The sequence below is a fragment of the Sorangium sp. So ce426 genome (assembly GCF_051475585.1).
Lineage (GTDB): Bacteria > Myxococcota_A > Polyangia > Polyangiales > Polyangiaceae > Sorangium > Sorangium cellulosum_B.
In genome coordinates this window covers 4,576,460-4,593,357 of the sequence record NZ_CP150341.1, presented here as the reverse complement: position 1 = coordinate 4,593,357, position 16,898 = coordinate 4,576,460, and the positions used below count along the sequence as shown (strand labels likewise).

Below are 16,898 nucleotides of genomic sequence, written 5' to 3'. Positions count from 1 at the left end.
AAGATGCTTCGATGCCATCCTGGCGTAACCAGGAGGTGGTCCATGCAGGTGAACGTCGAGAAGTCCGAGATCGTCGAGGGCCCTCGAGACGAGATGCAGCAGGACGAGAGCTTCGAGCTCAAGCTCGTCGACTGCGGCACCAACTACCAGAACGAGATCCTCCCTGACCGGAGCCTCCCGAGCTGTCTGAGCTGCTTCTGCGGCTCGGGGTGCTTCTGCGGCTCGTAAACCCGACCGACGGCCTCTGCGGGTACCCTCCAAAGCTCACCCCTCCTGGTCCGTGACCCTCCGCGAGATCCCAACGCTCGGAATCGGCATCGGCTACCGCAACGAGCTCCGCTCGTTCTTCGACGCTCACGCCCGCGAGATCGACTGGTACGAGCTGGTCGCGGATCGGTATTTCAGCTCGTTCCCTGAGAGCGCGGACTGGATCCATTCGTTCCGTGACGAGCACCGGCTCGTCCCGCACGGCCTCGATCTGTCGCTCGGCACCGACGAGCCGCTCGACCCGCGCTACAGCCGCGAAGCGGCGGAGTTGATCCGCCTGGTGCGCGCGCCCTACTACAGCGACCACCTGTGCATGACCCAGGCTGGAGGGATCCAGCTCGGGCACCTCACGCCGCTGCCCTTCACCCGCGCGGTGGCGCGCCGGGTGGCCGACAAAGCCAAGGCCATCCAGCAGATCCTCGGCGTCCCGCTCCTGCTCGAGAACATCGCCTATTCCTTCGTGCTGCCCGGCGAGATGTCGGAGGTCGCCTTCGTCTCCGAGGTGGTCGAGCGCGCCGACTGCGGGGTGCTCCTCGATCTCACGAACCTCTACATCAACGCGACCAACCACGGATACGACCCGTACGACTACCTCCGCCGGCTCCCGCTCGAGCGCGTGGTGCAGGTGCACCTCGCCGGCGGGGAGCGGCACGGGGGCCGCTGGGTCGACACCCACAGCCAGCCCGTCGATGTGCACCCCGAGGTCTGGGCGCTGCTCGAGCGGGTGGTGAGCTGCGGCGCGCTCAAGGGTGTGCTGCTCGAACGCGACCAGAATTTCCCGTCAGATCCGGAGGAGATCGTGAAGGACCTCCGCCACGCGCGGGAGATCTTCTCGCGCGCCAGCGACACGGGCGCGGCCGCGGGCCGGGGGGCCGCCCCGGCGCGGCATACGCCCGAGATCGGGCGTTCGCTCGATCAGGGCGATCTCCTCGTGGGCTCGCCCGGCGCCGCGGATCGGATCGCATTCCAGGTAGCGTTCGCCCGGCTGCTCGTCGAGCCGCAGCTCCGCGCGCGGTTCCTCGCGCACCCCCACGACGTCGCGCGAGAGCTGGGGCTCCCCGAGGACGCCGTCGAGGCGCTGTGCCACCCGGGCCCGGACGGGCTGGGGGCGTTCGCCCACCAGCTCGAGTCGAAGCGTTTCCGGCTGATCAGCCGCCTGTCTCCCGCGCTGTGCAGGCTGCTCGAGCGCCTCGGCGCGATCGCGCACGTGCAGCGCGAGTTCTCGCGCCGCCGCCCGCCCGTCGAGTCGCCCGAGCACGCGAGCCGCACGATCCGCGACGCCTACTGGGTCCAGGAGGTCGCGCTTGAGCTCGTGCAGGAGGGCGGGATCGAAAGCGAGCTCGTAGAGGACGTTACGCGGTTCGAGCAGGCATTGCTCGAACTCACCACGAACCCGGATGCCGTCGCGTCGGCCCGCAGCTGCGATTCGCTCCGCGCCTCCGCCCAGGAGCTCTCGACGGCCGGGCTCCTCGACGGGTACCCTGCGGCCGGCCGGCACGCGTTCGTGCGTCGCTTCGCATCGCAGATCATCTGGGTCATCCGGGCAATCATGGAGGATCAGCCGCTCGACGCGCCGCCGCGGCACCCGACGTCGGTGCTGTTCGTCAAGCAGGTGGGGCTGCGGAACGTGCTTTACTTCGAGATCAACGCGCTCACCGAGCAGCTGATCGCGCTGTGCGACGGCGAGCGCACGACGCGCGAGATCATCGCGCGCCTCGGAGAGCGCTTCCGCTCGCTCGCCGGCCCTCCCGGCGCCGACAAGACGGTCGACATGCTGCGGCAGCTCGTCGCGAGGAATGCGCTCGTGGTGCGGCCGTCGCTCGAGATGTGAGGCGCCCGCGGTGAAGCTCTGTTTGCTCATCAAATACCCGCCCATCCAGGGGGGAGTCAGCGCGCAAGGCTACTGGATGGCCCGCGCGCTCGCCGAGCTCGGGCACGACGTGCACGTCGTGTCGAACGCGGACGAGGTCGAGCCCGAGTACCGCATTCAGCTGGACCCGGAGGACCGCGCGCGCCTCGAACCGGAGGGCGGGCCCGGGCACGTCCAGCTCCACCCGCCCGAGGCGATGTCGCGCAAGCTCGCCCATATCCCGCAGGCGAACCCGTTCGTGTCGAAGCTCGCCGGACGCGCCGTCGACGTGATCCGGCGCCACGGCTGCGAGCTCGTCTTCGCCTACTACTTCGAGCCGAACGGCGTCGCCGGTCACCTGGCCGCGACCTGGGCCGGCGTGCCGCTCGTTCTCCGGCACGCCGGCAGCGATCTCGGCCGGCTGATGCTCCAGCCCGATCTCGCGCCGACCTACACGGAGATCGTCCGGCGCGCCGATGGGATCATCAGCGGCAACCGGTTCCCTTTGCTCGCCATGGGCGCGCCCGCCGAGGCGATCTACAGCGTGCCCCCGTACTACCTGCCAGCCGAGCACTTCGGCCCGCACGTGCCGCCGCTCGACGTCGATGCGACCGTCGCGTCGCTGAAGCGGCTCTCGCCTGCGGTGATCAGCCCCGGCCCGTACGATCCGGCGGTGCCGACCGTCGGGATCTACGGCAAGGTCGGCGAGCTCAAGGGCTCCTTCGACCTCGTCGCGGCGCTCTCGTCCCTCAAGCGGCGCGGCCGCGCCTTCAACTTGCTGGCGCTCACGCAGGGGCGGGAGCTCGAGCCCTTTCGCCGCGCGGTCGTGGACGCGGGGCTCGCCGATTGCACCTGGATCCTCCCCTTCATCCCGCACTGGCGCGTCGGGCAGTTCATCCGGGCCTGCACGGCGGTCTGCTTCCTGGAACGTGACTTTACCATCTCCTTTCATGCGCCGTCCGTGCCGCGCGAGGTGCTCGCGTGCGGCACCTGCCTCGTGCTCTCGGGCGAGATCCTCGAGAAGCAACCCTGGAAAGACCAGCTGGTGGACGGGGAGAGCTTTCTCCTGGTCCCCGACCCCAAGGACATGCACCGCCTGGCCTCGGCGCTGGATCGCGTCGTCACCGATGCCGAGGGCGCCCGGGCGATCGGCCGGCGGGGCGGAGCCGTCTCGGTCCGCCGTGCGTCGGCGGAGGAGCTGGGGAGGGCCTACGAGCAGGTCTTCCTCGACGTCCTGAGGCGGCGCGCCGCCGCGCCGGTGGCGCCGCCGCCGCCCGTGGAGCTCGTCGAGCAGGTCGCGGATCTACGGACGATGCTGCCGATGCTGCCCAAGGTCCTCGGCGACGAGCCGTTCGCCGCGCTCGCCGCCGAGGTCCTCGCGGGCCGGCCGGCGACCCGGCCGGCCCGCGCCGAAGCGGACGCGTTGCTCTCGGCCGCGGCCCGCGCCCTCGCCGGTTCGCCGCTCGGCGAGGACGCGATCGCCTTCTCGCGGCACCTCCTGTGGATGGGCTGGCCCGTCGACGGAGAGCCGGTCGCCCGCCCCTTCGGCGAGCACGCCGACGCCCTGGTCCTGCGTGGTGAGCGCTCGGACATCCTGGTGCTCCGTCCTCTCCGGAGCGCGTGCGCCAAGGTCGTGCGGTTCGAGCATCTGCCCGAGTCGCACGTCTCGCCCAGGGCGACCCGGCAAAGCGGCCCGTCCGTCGTCCTGTTCAACAAGCAGGCGAACTTCCTCGGCCACTATTTCCTCGTGAACGACCGCGTGGGCGCGCTCCTCGATCGCTGCGACGGCAGCGCCACGGTCGCGGAGCTCTGTGCCGCCGAGGCCGCCGCGCGGGGACCAAGGGAGGCGACCGCGGAGGCCCAGAAGGCCGTCCTCGGCGCGCTCCGGCGCCTGTACCGCAGCCGCGTCCTCCTCTTCCTCGATGCTCCCGCGCTCCCTCCAGCGGCGGAGGCCTAGGGCGTCGCCGTGTGCGGGGTGGTCGCCATGTTCGGCTCCGCGGATCGCGCCGCGCTGGTCGCGATCACCGACCGCCTGCGCCACCGGGGCCCGGATGATTTCGCCGTGCACGTCGAGGGCTCCGGAGGGCTCGGCCATACCCGGTTGAGCCTGCTGGATTTTGCGGGCGGAGCGCAGCCGCTCCGCAGCCCCCGCTCCGGACGCCTCATCGCCTACAACGGGGAGCTCTACAACCACGAGGAGCTCCGCGATGAGCTCCGGCGCGCAGGCGCCGAGTTCGCCTCGCGCTGCGACACCGAGGTGGTGCTCGCCGCCTACGATCACTGGGGTCCGGCGTGCGTCGAGCGGTTCGACGGCATGTTCGCCTTCGCGGTGCTCGAGCCCGATCGCCTCGTCGTGGCCCGCGACCGGTTCGGCATCAAGCCCCTGTTCGCGTACACGGCCCCGGACGGGCGGTTCGTGGTGTTCGCTTCCGAGGCGCGCGCGCTCTTCGCGCTCGATGCGGTCTCGACCACGCTCGACCGCGCCGCGCTGCTCGAGACGGTCGTCCTCGGCCATCCGCTCGAGGATCGGACGCTGTTCCGCGATATGAAGCGGTGCCCGCCGGGCCACGTGATCGAGGTCCGGCGCGATCCGGAGTCGGGGCGCATCTCCACCGTGCTGCTCCATGCGCTGCCCGATCCGGCGGCGGACGGACCGTGCGCGGGCGAGGACATCGATGTCTCGCCGGTGGTAGACCGCTGCGTCGAGCTCCTGGACGTGTCTGTCCGGCAGCAATGCGTCGCCGATCACCCTGTCGGGGTGCTGCTATCAGGCGGGCTCGACAGCTCGATCCTCGCGGCGCTCGCGGCCCGCCATAGCCGGCGGCTGGTCACGGCGACGATCGGGACCGAGGAGGACGAGGAAACCGCCGCGGCGGCCGCGGTGGCGCGCGCGCTCGGGAGCGCGCACCGGACCATGCTGCTCGGCTTGGGAGACTGCCTGACCGGGCTCCCGACGCTGGTTGCGTCGCTGGCTGCCCCGACGGGGTACTCGCTGCTCGAGTCGGTCTGCCCCGCGATACGGCGGGAGGTGAAGGCCGTGCTCTGCGGGGACGGGGCGGACGAGCTGTTTGCCGGGTACCTGGTGCATGTCGCGCCCGACCGCTGGCGTGGGTTCGCCCAGGGCCGGCTTGACCACGTGGCGGCCAGCGGCGCGCTGCCCGCCGCGGAGCGCGGGCCGCTCGACCGCTTCCTGGCGGGTCTCGAGGCCGCCACCGTGGAGGAGCGGCGCTCTCGCGTATACGAGGCCTACTTGCGCAACCAGCTCAGCGTGGGTCACCTCGAGCGGTGGGATCACCTCAGCATGGCGGCGGGCCTGGAGATCCGCGTGCCGTACCTGTGCAACGGCCTCTCGCGGCTGCGCCGCGAGCTCGGATGGCCGGCGCTGCTCGACGGGGCCGAGCAGAAGCGGCTGCTGAGGGAGGTCGCGCGCCGGGTGCTGCCGCCGGAGGTCGCGCGGCTCGTCTTGGGCCGCCGGAAGCGGCCCTTCTGGGAGGCGTCCCGCGGCGTGATGCCGGCGTACCACGCCTTCGCCGAGCGCCTGGTCCCGGCGGAGCTGCGCCGCGCGCACCCGTTCGCGCGCTACTTCCACGGCGTGGAGGCGCAGCTTCATTTCGATCTGTTCGTCCTGCTCTTCGTGGGCCACCGCGGGCAGGTGCCGGCAGGGTTCGAGCTGCAGTCGCTCTACGAGGAGCGCTCCGGGCTGCGCGAGATGCTCGCGGCGGCCTCGGCCTGATCCTGCAGCGTGGCAGCCGGCGGAACCTCATTTTTGGGGCCTGGCCTCCGGCGGGGTTGGCGCCCCATCGCCTTGAGGCGACGGTCCTTCCTGGGCGGGTTCGAGAGCCCCCGAAACGGGGGAGCGACGACGGCGTGTCCATGGCGTGCGCCTCGGACAGAAAGGGATCGTGGGGGCGCTCGGAGCGCGCCCTCGTTCGCCTACTCGCGCAAAAGAGCCCGCGGGCCCGACACCTCATCGGTCGATTTTTCCTGTGCCGTCTCGTGTTGACGGACTTGCTGTCGCGGGAGCAAGGGCGCCTGTTGCTGGGCCGCCAAAACGTCGATGGTAAGGCCGTCACCAAGCTGAAGCCGAGCAAAGTTCTGGGCTACGAGGAGCTCCCAACGACGCGGCGGCTTCCGAGGTTCGCGGCTCGACATTCGACGGAGTCACGTTCGAGGAGGCGACGAAGCTCGACGCCGAGATGATCAAGGAAAGGTTCTCAGCATCGAGGCGGCGGACGTGCAAGCGACCATCTGGTCGGCTCTGCGGGCGGCACCTGGCGACCCCCCAGATCTACGCCACGTCATCCGGGAGGACCTCGTAGCCACGATCGGCCTGCTCGGAGGCGACGGTAACAGGACGATAACGCCTCTCCGAGCACTCGCTGATGTGCTCTTCTCGGCGAGCGAAATCTTCAACGATTTCGCTGTGGTGGGTCGACAGGGACTCGAACCCTGGACCTACGGATTAAAAGTCCGCAGCTCTACCGACTGAGCTATCGACCCGATCCAGCGGCCGCGGAAGCTAGCAGAAGCCCCTCGCAGGTTCCACCTTTCCGTTCCCGCCGCCTCCCTGCTCTCCGCTCCCTCCGCCCCCGCCCCTGCTCTCCGCCTCCCTCCCCGTCCTCCCGCCTCTCCCCTCGCTTCCCGCTCACCGCCGCCTTCCTCGCGCCCTCGCCTCGCGCTATGAGGTCGCGCCATGTCGTCGTCACGCCCTTCCGCCGCCTCCAAGGAATCGTTCGCTTCGCTCTTCGAGCAGTCCGAAGGAGCTGGCAAGCAGCGCCGCCGCCAGTACCACACGGGGGAGACCGTCGAGGTGACCGTGGTCGCGATCGCTCGCGAGGCGGTCTTCGCGGATCTTGGCGGCAAGCAGGAGGGCATGTTCGAGCGCGTCGCGCTCGCCGACGGCGACGGCAAGCTCCGTGTTGCGGTCGGCTCGCGCGTCTCGGCCGTGGTCGCCGGCGTCGACTCGGGCACCGGCCAGGTGCGCCTCACGCCGGTCGTCGTGCGCGCGAGCGACGACGGCGACGGCGGGACGTCCCTCGCGGTCTCCGCGCCTGCCGCGGGCGGCGCGCCGCTGCTCGTCGAGGGAGCGCGGGTCAAGGGCAAGGTGACGGGCATCGAGCGTTACGGCGTCTTCGTCCAGATCGCGGGCACCTCGGGCCGCTCGGGCCGCGGCCTCGTCCCGACGGCCGAGACGGCGACGCCTCGCTCCGCCGACCTGAAGAAACACTTCACGGTGGGGCAGGACGTCGAGGCGAAGATCCTCAACGTGGACGAGTCCGGCAAGATCCGCCTCTCGATCTCCGCGCTCCGCGTCGACGAGGAGCGCGGCCAGTTCGAGTCGTACGCCAAGGGCGAGCGCTCCGGCGGCGGCAACGACAAGGGCGCCAAGCCTGCGCCTCGCAACTTCGGCACGCTGGGTGACCTGCTCGCGAAGAAGGTCAAGCGCTAGCGCCTCGTCCCCCCTCGTCCGGTCTCCCTCTCCCCCGCCCGTCTCCCTCTCCCGCCTCTCCTCTCCCCCTCCTCACGCCGCCGGCAGGAGATTGCATCTCCCCCTCGGTTCAGCCTACACCTCGCCCGCTCAGCCCTCGCGGCTCCAGCTTCGGCTTCCCGTCGCCCGCTGGCTCGCTGGCCCGCGCGCCTTCGCACCTCGGGCCTGGGTGTCCCTGCCTCCGCCTTCGCGTCGATGCCTTCCCTCGCTCGAGCCTCCGCCCCCGCGTCGCTGCCCGCACCGCAGCGCGCTCCGCGCACGCGCGCGCGCCCCCGCGTCGGCTCTCGCGCCACGGCGCCCTCCCGCTCGCTCTCCGGCGCCCTGCTCCGCGCTGGCGCTCTCGCTGTCGCCTTCGCCGGCGCCTCCCCGCTCGTCCTTTCGGTCACGGCCTGCTCTCCGTCCCAGGATCCGCCCGGCAGGGCCACCGACGATCACCGCTCCGGCGCCGCTCAGGCAACCGCCCCGCTCGCCACCGGTGCCGCCCTCGCCGTCCCGGGTCTCCCGTCGGCCGAGCCGCTGGCCCCCTCTCCTGGATCCGCCGCGCCGGACGCCGTGTCCCCCGCGTCGCTCGCGTCGCCGGCCGCCGCATCACCGTCCTCGAAGGAGGCCACGCTCCCGGGCCGGGGCGCGAAGATCGCCAGCATCGCGATGCGCACCTGGATCTACGTCGCTCCCGACGAGCGCTCGACGAAGCTCGGTTACCTGCGCGCCGGTGCGGTCGTCGATCGGGCCGAGCTCCCGGCGGGCACCGACGGATGTGCCGGCGGCTGGTACCGGATCGCGCCGCGCGGTTACGTCTGCGTGGGCAAGGGCGCGTCGCTCGCGCTCGAGCACCAGGTGGTCGCCGCCGCCGTGCGCGGCCCGCGCCGGGGTGCGCCGGTACCTTATCACTACGTCATGTCGGGCTCGCCCCCGCCGCACCTGTACTTCCGGCTCCCGACCGTCGAGGATCAGCGCCGCGTCGAGGGGTCCAAGCTCGGCGTCCACCTCGCCCGCGCCGCTGTCGCGCCCTCGTCGTTGCCGCTCGATCCCGTGCCGGAGTTCCTCCTCGCCGGCCGGGATCTCCCCAAGCCGTACGGCGCGGAGGAGAAGCTCCACTACTCGGTGCACACGGGCCGCACCAAGGAGAGCTCCGCCTTCGGCCTGATCACGACCTTCGAGTGGACCAACCGCCGCTTCGGCCTCACGACCGAGCTCGACCTCATCCCGCTCGATCGCACCCGCCCCGCGCGCCTCAGCGCGATGCGCGGCGTGATCATCAAGGATCTCGACGCCGAGGGCGCCGAGGTCCCCGCGAGCGCCTCCGACACGGCATCCCCGGCCGGCGCGGCGTCGTCAGCATCCCCCACGCCCTCGGCCGCCCCGACGCCCGCCGCCGCTCCACCGGCCGACTCCGCGAGCTTCTCCATCGCCGAGCTGCCCGCCGACGAGCTGCCTCCCGCGCCGCCCGGCACCGATCCCCGCCCCGATCCCGCCTTGAAGGGCGCCCCTGCCTTCGTCCGCGTCCACGGCACCACGCGGCAGCGCCCCTCCGCGTCGGGCCGCGCGCTCGTCAACGCGGGCCTCGCGCCGCACCGCTCGGGGTGGGTGCTCACCGGCCGCACGCGCGGCGGCGCCAAGGGGCTGGTCGAGACGACCGAGGGCTCATGGCTCGCCGCCGACCACCTCGTCATCGCCGAGCTGCGCAAGGACCCTCAGGGGTTCGCGCGCGGCGGCAAGAAGTGGATCGACATCTCGATCCGCCGCCAGATGCTCGTCGCTTACGAGGGCACGCGCCCCGTGTTCGCGGCGCTCATCTCCAGCGGTCGCAGCGGCATGGCCGATCCCGAGGAGACCGACGCCACCGTCCGTGGCTCGTTCTACATCCACGCGAAGCACGTCTCGACCACGATGGACGGCGATGACGAGGCGTCCGAGGCGGCGTTCGATCTGCGTGACGTGCCGTACACCCAGTACTTCCACGGCGGTTACGCGCTGCATGGCGCGTACTGGCACGACGAGTTCGGCAAGGCGCGCAGCCACGGCTGCATCAACCTGGCCCCTGCCGACGCGGCCTGGCTCTTCGAGTGGACCGAGCCCGCCGTCCCGCCCGAGTGGCACGGAGCGATGAACACCGAGGGCGGCGGCACGCTCGTCTATGTGCATGGCTGACCCGGCCCAGCTCGCCAGGTGCATCTGGCAAGCTGGGCGGGGGGCCTGCTCACCCGCCCGCTGCTGACCCTCCCGTCCGTCCCGTTACTGGCAGGACGCCGGCATCTGCGCGCCGACCAGGAGGCCGCGCAGGGTCGAGAGCGCTTGCCGCCCCTGCGGCGAGTTCGCCAGGCCGTCGCACGCCGAGGCGGCCGCGAGGTAGCCGCCCTGCTGCTCGGGCGGGGCCGACTTCGCGTTCTGGCGCAGCGCCGCGCAGCACTTGCGGATCCCGCTGGGATCGCCCGTGCCGACCACCTTCTTTCCAGCGTCCGCGTCCGCCGCGTCGGCGTCCGCCGCAGCCGCCCCGGCGTCCTCTTCGGGCATGATCTGCGTCGTGGGGGTCGGCGTCGGGGCCGGCGTCGGCACGACGGGCGCCGAGGGCACCGGCGGCACGTCGTCCTCTTCCTTCTTGGGGCACCCGCTGGTGACCAGAGCCACTGCAAGGGGGAACATCAGCGCCCCCAGAACCGTGAAGAGCCGTGTAGGTTTCATCTCACCTCAAGTATACGATTCGCGTTTGCGTGGGAACTTCTGTTCGACGAGGAACGCCCCGATCGCAACCAACTTCCCTGAGCGCACGCGGTCATGAGGCCCGCCGGCTGCACGCCCTCGGCGATCCGAGCGGCCAGAGTATGGGCGTCACGTGCCCGCTCGCAAGATCGCGAAGGCCGCCGACGGGCGCGCTTCAGGTGCTCCCCGACCTCGGTAGCAGGCGCGTGCGTCGCGGCGAACACGGCGAGCGCGACGGACGCGAGGCACACGGCGAACGCGGCGAACGCCGGCGCGCGCGCGGGGCGGAATCACTCGCGACGCTCGGCGACGGCCGCCGATCAGCGTGCGCCGGGCCCAAGCACGCGCGCGTGTGCATGTCCAAATCTCGAAAGGACACGCCGACCGGCCGGCGCAGGCGCGCGACTCCAGCGCTCGACCGATACGGCTGAAGCGGGAGCAACCATGAAGTACACGCAGCACGAGGAGTGGACGAACGAACCGCGAGCCGCCTCCACCAGCCCCGGAGAAGACACATCGGTCTCGTTCTCGGTGGACGCGCCCTCGCTGGACGCGCCCTCGCTGGACACGCCGGCTATCACGGAGGACGCCGCCGTCACGACCCCGCCCGCGGCGCGCGCCGCGCGCGAGGAGCGCGACGTGTCCTCGGGGCAGATCGACCTCACCGCGCTGAAGGCCGGCGAGGAGGGCGCCCGCCCCCAGGTCCTCGACCTCTTGCCGATCTTCCCGTTCGGCGAGCCGCCCGCGTCCGCACCCGTGCCCGAGGCGCCGGCGCTCGACGTGCCGGCGCACGCGTGGCGCGCCCGCTCGATCGCCGTCCTGCTCGCAGGCGCAGCCGCGATCGCGGCCCTCACGGCGGGCATCTCTGCCCCGGATGCCGCCGCCACCGGCCCTCGCGCGGCCGCCGGCCTCGCCGCCGCCGCCCGCGCGGTCGAGGCGCGGTTCCCGCGCGTCGAGGCGCCGCGCGTCGAGGCGCCGCGCGTCGAGGCGCCCGCCGAGCGCGCGCGGATCGCGCCTCCTGCCGAGCGCGACAGCTCTGGCTTGACGCCCGACGGCGTCGCCGCCTCGCAGCGCGCGCCGGAGAAGCGTGTACGGGCCACGGGCGCAGCCGCGCCGACGCGCGCCAAGCCAGGCCCTACGGCGCCGAACACGACCGACCGCCGCGCACCCACCGACCCGTGCCGCGGCGACCTCCTCTGCGCGATGCGCCGCGCCACGGGCGGCTGATCCGCCGCCGAGCCCCTCGGCGGCTCCACGGCGGCCTGGGTCGGGCCCATGCCGGCGATGCCCCCGCTCAGACAGCGCGCCGGGCTCACGCCCGGCGAGACCCCGCTCAGATAACTCGTTCAGGCAACGCGCCGGGCGCGCGCCCGGCACGACCCCGCTCAGGCGGCGCGCCGGGCCCGCGCCGGGCCCGGACCCGCTCAGGCGGAGGCCGGGCTCGGGCCGGGCGGGCACCCCGCGTGCGCCGCGATCGAATCGAGCAGGCGGTTCAGATCGAACGGCTTTGCGACCGACGCGCACGCGCCCACCTCGCGGGCCCAGGTGCCGGCGTCCACAGCGGCCGTCATCACGAGGATGGGCGCGCGCGGACCAGGACACGACGCGTACGCGCGGGCGAACCCCCAACCGTCCATCACCGGCATGCGCATGTCGAGCAGGATGAGATTCGGCCGGTTGCGCTCCAGCAGCGCGAGCGCGGCCTCGCCGTCGCTCGCCGAGAGGACGTCATAGCCCTCCTCCTCCAGCGTGATCTCGAGCATTTCCCGGATCTCCTGGTCGTCGTCCACGATCAGGATCTGCTTGCGCCGTGTCACGCGGCTCCTTTCGGTTTGCAGCTTGGCCCGAGGCTCGGCGCTCGCCGTCCCCTCCACTCCGGTTCCACAGTACCCGTCTGCCACGATATCCCCCCACACGGGCGCTTCCCATGCGCGAACACCACTCAGGCAAACGATGTCACGCCCGCGTCCCATGTCGCACGCGACGAGCGCAATATCGACTGCGGAGCCCGTTCGGGTCAGACGCTCACGCCCGCGAACGCGCCCCGGACGGCGAGGGCGGCGCGACATCACCCGCGATCTCCATCCTGGGCAGAAGCGAGGCGTCGATCTCGGTTCTCTCTCCGCTCGCGAGCTGCTCGATCACGCCTGCTGCGCGGGTGATGTCGTCGACGAGCAGCGGGATCGCCAGCCCGCCCATGCCATCCGGCGTGCTTGCGAGCCGAGCGCGCGCCTTGTCGAGCAGGCGCAACGCCCCCGGTGGGCTCCGCATCCTCGTGAGCTTGTGCATGGCCGCGGCGACGAGGATGAGCCCCTGGAGAAACGTCTTCCTCACCGGGTCCGGCTCGCCTCGCCACCCGGACTCCCACAGCTCGTGCGCCTCGAAGAACCGCCCCGCGCGGTAAGCCTCCAGCCCGCGTTGGACGATCGCTTCGAGCGCGGCGTCGGTGGAGGAGCTCATGGCGCAAAGCGACAGCGGGGAGCGGAGCGTACCACCGTACCACGCGCCCCGGACGCCCGCGCTCCGGCGCTCCGGTGCTACGCTCGGCGCGTGCAGCGGTGGATCCTCGTCGCGGTGATTGCTGGGCTCCACCTCCTGGCCTTCGCGATCGGCCTCCTCCTGCGCCGCCGCAGGCGGCGGCGGCGGCTGGAGGTGGAGGCCGACGAGGCGCGCGCCATCGCCGCGCACGCCGACGCCGCGCGCGCCCGCGCCGCCCGCCCGCGCTGATCCCGCTCGCCCGCGCCGAGGCCACGCGCGCCCGCGCCGGCCGCCGCCCCGTCAGCGCGCGAGCAGGCTGCGCAGCCGATCGAGCGCCGCCGCGTGCGCCCGCACCGAGAGCCGGCCGCCGACGTCGTCGTACTCCTCCGAGAGCACGCGCGCGTTCTCGTAGATCTCCCCGATGAGGCTCTGCTTCGCGTACGGCAAGAGCAGCTCGGCCTCCACCATCGACTGCTCGAAGAACGCGATGATCGCCTCCCGCAGCGCCGCCACGTCGTCCGGGATCTTCGCCGACAGCTGCGTCGCCTCGGGGAACTCGAGGCGCAGCGCGTCCCGCTCCTCCTCGGAGAGCCGGTCCACCTTGTTCAGCAGGAGCCGGCTCGGCACCTCGCTGGCGCCGATCTCGGAGAGCACGCCGCGCGTCACCGCGAGCTGATCGCGGAACGTCGGATCCGACGCGTCGGCCACGTAGAGCAGGAGCGACGCCTCGAGCGCCTCGTCCAGCGTCGAGCGGAAGCTCGCCACGAGATCGTGCGGCAGCTTCTTGATGAAGCCGACCGTGTCCGAGACGAGGATCCGCGGGCGCACCTCCGGGTGGAGCGCGCGCACCGTCGTGTCGAGCGTCGCGAACAGCTTGTCGGCGACGAGCACCTCGCTGCCCGTCAGCGCCCGCATCAGCGACGACTTGCCCGCGTTCGTGTAGCCGACCAGCGCTACGCGGCGCTGCCCTTGCCGGAGCGCGCGGCGCGTCGACTGCTCGCGCTGAACCGCGGCGAGCTCCTCCTTCAGCTCCGCGATGCGATCGCGGATCTTGCGCCGATCGAGCTCGAGCGCGCTCTCGCCGGCGCCCTTGCCGCCGATCCCGCCGCGCTGCCGGTCCCCGCCGCCGCCCGTCTCCCGGAGCCGCGGCGCGACGTAGTTGAGCCGCGCGATCTCGACCTCGAGCTTCGCCTCCCGGCTCCGCGCGTGGCGGTGGAAGATCTCGATGATCACGCCCGCCCGGTCGAGCACCTGCGCGCCCGTCGCCCGCTCCAGGTTGCGCGCCTGGCTCGGCGAGATGTCGTGGTCGACCGCAACGACCGTCGCCAGGCGCGCCGCTTGCCCGGCGCCGCCCGCGCGCGGCTCCGCGCCGCCGTCGTCGCCCGCGTCGTCGCCGTCGTCTCCGCCGAGCTCGACGTCGTCCTCGTCGCCCTCACCGCTCTCTGCGGCCCGGCGCGCGCGCGCTTTGTTCTTCCGCTCCGGCGCGCCCGAGGGCACGACGCCGCTGCCGCCCGTGAGCTCCGCGAGCTCCCTGAGCTTGCCCTCCCCGAGCACCGCGGCCGCCGCGAGCGCGCTGCGCCGCTGCGATACGGTCGCGATCACGTCGAAGCCGAGCGTGTGCACGAGGCGGCCGAGCTCGGCCAGATCGGCGGCGTGCTCTACATCGTCGACGCCGGGGAGCTGCACCCCGACGAGCACAGCGAGGGGACGTTCTTGGTTGGTGGTGGTCATACGGTCGTGTGCGAAGGCGGGAGCTTCGCCTCATCCACCCCCGCGACGCAAGCCGCCGCGCGCTCGCCCACACCTCGCCGCGTCGCCTCGGACGAAACCGCCGGGCGCGCTCCGGCGAACCGCCGAGCTCTCCCCGACGCGGGCCACGAGGGCGGGCAGGGACAGCCCGACGCCGGCGGCGGGCGTCGCCTTCCGGGCACGCCCGAGGCGCGCGCGTCACATCCCGAGGCGCACGAGCGGCGTCACTTCGCTCGCGCCGCTTCGCCGTGCAGCCGCGCGCTCTCGATGGCCAGCGACGCGAAGCGCCCGAGCTCCGCGGCCACGCCCCTGTCGTCTTGCCGGAGCTCGCGCTCCACGGTCCAGAGGCTCAGCAGGCCGAGCTTGCGGCCGCGCGCCGCGAGCGGCACGAGGATCGCCGAGCGGGCGCCGAGCTCCCGCAGCGCCGAGAGGTGCTCCGGCCCGCGGGCGATCCGCTGCAGCCACGGATCGGTGACCAGCGGGATCAGCGTCGCCTCCCTGCGGGCCGTCGCCTCGGCCAGCGAGGCGGTGTCGCCGAGCAGCAGCGGCGGGTGCTTGAGCAGCCTCGGCAGGAGCGCCCGCGCCTCGGGAAGGCGCGCGGACGCGACGAGCCGCGGGGAGCCGCCGTCGTCGAGATCGAGCGCGCAGAGGTCCGCGAAGCGCTCGCCGCCGAGGCGCACCACCTGCTCGATCGTCCCGTCGTGGTCGAGCGACTCCGCCATCAGCGCGCTCGCGTCGAGCAGGATCTGCCGCGCGCGCTCGGCCTTCCTGAGCTCGGTCACGTCCTCGACCGTCATCACGGCCGCGGTGATGCGCCCGTCGGCGTCGCGCACGGGGGCCACGCTGAAGCTCCCGAGGCGGCGCTCTCCGTCCGCGCGGACGAACTCCATCTCGTCGCGGGAGACCGTCTCGCCGCCGTGCAGCGCCCGGTGGAGCAGCCAGCGCGCGCGCTGGTCGTCGTCGGTCTCGCTGAGCAGCGTCCGCAGCGGCGCGTTGCTCGGGGTCTCCTCGGGGCCGCGGACGATCTCCGCGAACCGCCGGTTGTTGAGCGCGACGGCGCCCGACGTCCCCTCCGCGACGACCACGCCGACCGGGAGCCGCTGGATCGTCGCCTCGAACCGGCCGCGCTCCGCGGCGAGCTGCTCGCGCAGCTGGGCCTGGGTCGCGAGCGCGGCCGCGCGCTCGGCCGCCTTCTTGAAGAGCAGCCGGTCCCCCTCGGAGAACTCCGCCACGCGGCGGGAGCTCACGACCGTGACGCCGACGAGGCGGCCCTCCGAGAGCATCGGCACGCCGTAGAGCGCGTGGAGCGCGTCGCTCGGGCGCTCGCTCTGCGCCCCCGACTCCGGCCCCGCCGCGCCGCCCCCGGCGTCGGTGGCCAGCGGATCCGGCGCGGCCGAGCGCAGCGCCACCGGGCGCCGCTCGCGGACCACGCGCCCGACGAAGCCCTCCGCGAGCCTGTAGGCGCGCAGGCCCCACAGCGCCTCGTCGACGCCGATGCCGGCGCGGATCCGCAGCACCTCGCCCTCGAGCAGCAGCATCACCGCCCAATCGACCGACCGCGCCGACTCGACGAGCACCTCGACCAGCCGCCGCAGCAGCCGATCGATGTGGACGTTGCCCATGCCCTCGGCCGAGACGCGATCGAGCGCGCCGAGCGCGCGCTCGCGCAGCGCGGCGCTCCGCGTCGCCGGATCGATGATCACCTGATCGAGCACCTCGTGCAGGATCGTCATCTCGACCCACGACGGCTGCGTGCCGGTCCGCTCGAGCATCCGGAGCACGCAGCGGCGCAGCACCGAGTACTGCGCGGCCACGTCCTCCAGCTCGAACCCGTCGCGGAGCTTGTCGAGCACGCGGAAGCCGAGCAGCGGCTCGGGGAACTCGACCGACACCGACTCGACGCCGCTCCACGCGTCCTGCTCCTGGTCGCCCGGCGGCGCAGCGGCGGCGGACACGGCCGCCTCGAGGCGCTCGGCGAGGCGCGCGAAGATGGAGGGCAGCTCCTCGCGCAGCGCGATGTAGCCGGGGGACTGCTCACCCGGCGCGCGGCGACGCTCGGCGCGCTCCCATGCCTCCAGGATCTCCGCGCTGTGAGCGCGCAGGAAGACGGCGAGCGGCGATCTGGGAAGGTCTCTAGGGGCCATTCACGCGCTGGCCGGAGCCGCGACCCCCTCAGTCTACGCCAGCCCACGAGGACGTAGATCCAGAAACGAACCGCCGGCGGCTTGCCCGTCCGGCGCCCCCGCGGACGGCGCCGCGTCGGTCCGCCCCCGCCGTCCGTACCCTCCTGCCCGCGCCATGCGAGCGCCCTTCCATAAGCAGTTATGTCGCGCTCGCCTGCACGCCTGCGCCGTCGCGCTCGCCTGC

13 protein-coding genes and 1 tRNA gene are annotated in these 16,898 nt (G+C 72.8%); 8 read left to right on the top strand and 6 right to left on the bottom strand.

Annotated features, from left to right (window positions below):
- Positions 1–42: 42 nt before the first annotated feature.
- From WMF44_RS17090 to asnB, 4 genes are read left to right on the top strand one after another with little or no spacing between them, the layout of a single operon-like run.
- Entirely contained in the window at positions 43–228 is a 186-nt protein-coding gene (locus WMF44_RS17090) for a hypothetical protein (protein ID WP_437300172.1), read from the top strand.
- Between the two features lie 52 nt (positions 229–280).
- Positions 281–2,098 (top strand): DUF692 domain-containing protein, encoded by a 1,818-nt coding sequence (locus WMF44_RS17085; protein ID WP_437300171.1) that lies wholly within the window; start codon positions 281–283, stop codon positions 2,096–2,098.
- Between the two features lie 10 nt (positions 2,099–2,108).
- Entirely contained in the window at positions 2,109–4,073 is a 1,965-nt protein-coding gene (locus WMF44_RS17080) for a glycosyltransferase (protein WP_437300170.1), read from the top strand.
- A 9-nt stretch (positions 4,074–4,082) separates the two neighbouring features.
- Positions 4,083–5,849 carry an asparagine synthase (glutamine-hydrolyzing) gene (gene asnB, locus WMF44_RS17075; protein WP_437300169.1) on the top strand — a complete coding sequence of 589 codons (1,767 nt, stop codon included), beginning with the start codon at positions 4,083–4,085 and terminating at the stop codon, positions 5,847–5,849.
- 691 nt (positions 5,850–6,540) lie between these two features.
- On the opposite strand, the gene WMF44_RS17070 is transcribed toward asnB, so the two are convergent.
- Positions 6,541–6,616 (bottom strand) — tRNA-Lys (locus WMF44_RS17070).
- Between the two features lie 193 nt (positions 6,617–6,809).
- On the opposite strand from WMF44_RS17070, the gene WMF44_RS17065 reads away from it, so the two are divergent.
- Both WMF44_RS17065 and WMF44_RS17060 read left to right on the top strand, forming a co-directional pair.
- Positions 6,810–7,565, top strand: a complete 756-nt coding sequence (locus WMF44_RS17065) for a S1 RNA-binding domain-containing protein (protein WP_437300168.1) — start codon at positions 6,810–6,812, stop codon at positions 7,563–7,565.
- Between the two features lie 591 nt (positions 7,566–8,156).
- On the top strand, positions 8,157–9,755 hold the full coding sequence (locus WMF44_RS17060) for a L,D-transpeptidase (protein ID WP_437300167.1): 1,599 nt from the start codon (positions 8,157–8,159) through the stop codon (positions 9,753–9,755).
- An 84-nt stretch (positions 9,756–9,839) separates the two neighbouring features.
- Here WMF44_RS17060 and WMF44_RS17055 read toward each other — a convergent pair whose 3' ends face one another.
- A complete protein-coding gene (locus WMF44_RS17055; RefSeq protein ID WP_437300166.1) occupies positions 9,840–10,286 on the bottom strand; it encodes an acyltransferase in 447 nt (148 codons plus the stop codon).
- A 462-nt stretch (positions 10,287–10,748) separates the two neighbouring features.
- Here WMF44_RS17055 and WMF44_RS17050 point away from each other — a divergent pair, with 462 nt between their 5' ends.
- Positions 10,749–11,531, top strand: coding sequence for a hypothetical protein (locus WMF44_RS17050; protein ID WP_437300165.1), 783 nt, complete (start codon positions 10,749–10,751; stop codon positions 11,529–11,531).
- Positions 11,532–11,728: 197 nt separating this feature from the next.
- Here the strand turns inward: WMF44_RS17050 and WMF44_RS17045 are convergent, their stop codons facing one another.
- Positions 11,729–12,121: a response regulator gene (locus tag WMF44_RS17045; protein ID WP_272098384.1), complete on the bottom strand. Its 393-nt coding sequence runs from the start codon at positions 12,119–12,121 to the stop codon at positions 11,729–11,731.
- A 208-nt stretch (positions 12,122–12,329) separates the two neighbouring features.
- Entirely contained in the window at positions 12,330–12,764 is a 435-nt protein-coding gene (locus tag WMF44_RS17040; RefSeq protein ID WP_437300164.1) for a DUF309 domain-containing protein, read from the bottom strand.
- Between the two features lie 90 nt (positions 12,765–12,854).
- Between WMF44_RS17040 and WMF44_RS17035 the strand changes: the two genes are divergently transcribed.
- A complete protein-coding gene (locus WMF44_RS17035; protein ID WP_437300163.1) occupies positions 12,855–13,031 on the top strand; it encodes a hypothetical protein in 177 nt (58 codons plus the stop codon).
- A 51-nt stretch (positions 13,032–13,082) separates the two neighbouring features.
- On the opposite strand, the gene hflX is transcribed toward WMF44_RS17035, so the two are convergent.
- Entirely contained in the window at positions 13,083–14,513 is a 1,431-nt protein-coding gene (hflX, locus tag WMF44_RS17030; RefSeq protein ID WP_437300162.1) for a GTPase HflX, read from the bottom strand.
- Between the two features lie 242 nt (positions 14,514–14,755).
- Positions 14,756–16,675, bottom strand: coding sequence for a GAF domain-containing protein (locus WMF44_RS17025; RefSeq protein WP_437300161.1), 1,920 nt, complete (start codon positions 16,673–16,675; stop codon positions 14,756–14,758).
- Positions 16,676–16,898 lie beyond the last annotated feature (223 nt).

What these genes read in the sequence shown, in the direction of transcription:
- WMF44_RS17065 (WP_437300168.1), top strand. Translation starts at nt 6,810, where the DNA reads ATGTCGTCGTCACGCCCTTCCGCCGCCTCCAAGGAATCGTTCGCTTCG.
- hflX (WP_437300162.1), bottom strand. Translation starts at nt 14,513, where the DNA reads ATGACCACCACCAACCAAGAACGTCCCCTCGCTGTGCTCGTCGGGGTG.
- WMF44_RS17025 (WP_437300161.1), bottom strand. Translation starts at nt 16,675, where the DNA reads ATGGCCCCTAGAGACCTTCCCAGATCGCCGCTCGCCGTCTTCCTGCGC.
- WMF44_RS17050 (WP_437300165.1), top strand. Translation starts at nt 10,749, where the DNA reads ATGAAGTACACGCAGCACGAGGAGTGGACGAACGAACCGCGAGCCGCC.
- WMF44_RS17055 (WP_437300166.1), bottom strand. Translation starts at nt 10,286, where the DNA reads ATGAAACCTACACGGCTCTTCACGGTTCTGGGGGCGCTGATGTTCCCC.
- WMF44_RS17090 (WP_437300172.1), top strand. Translation starts at nt 43, where the DNA reads ATGCAGGTGAACGTCGAGAAGTCCGAGATCGTCGAGGGCCCTCGAGAC.
- WMF44_RS17040 (WP_437300164.1), bottom strand. Translation starts at nt 12,764, where the DNA reads ATGAGCTCCTCCACCGACGCCGCGCTCGAAGCGATCGTCCAACGCGGG.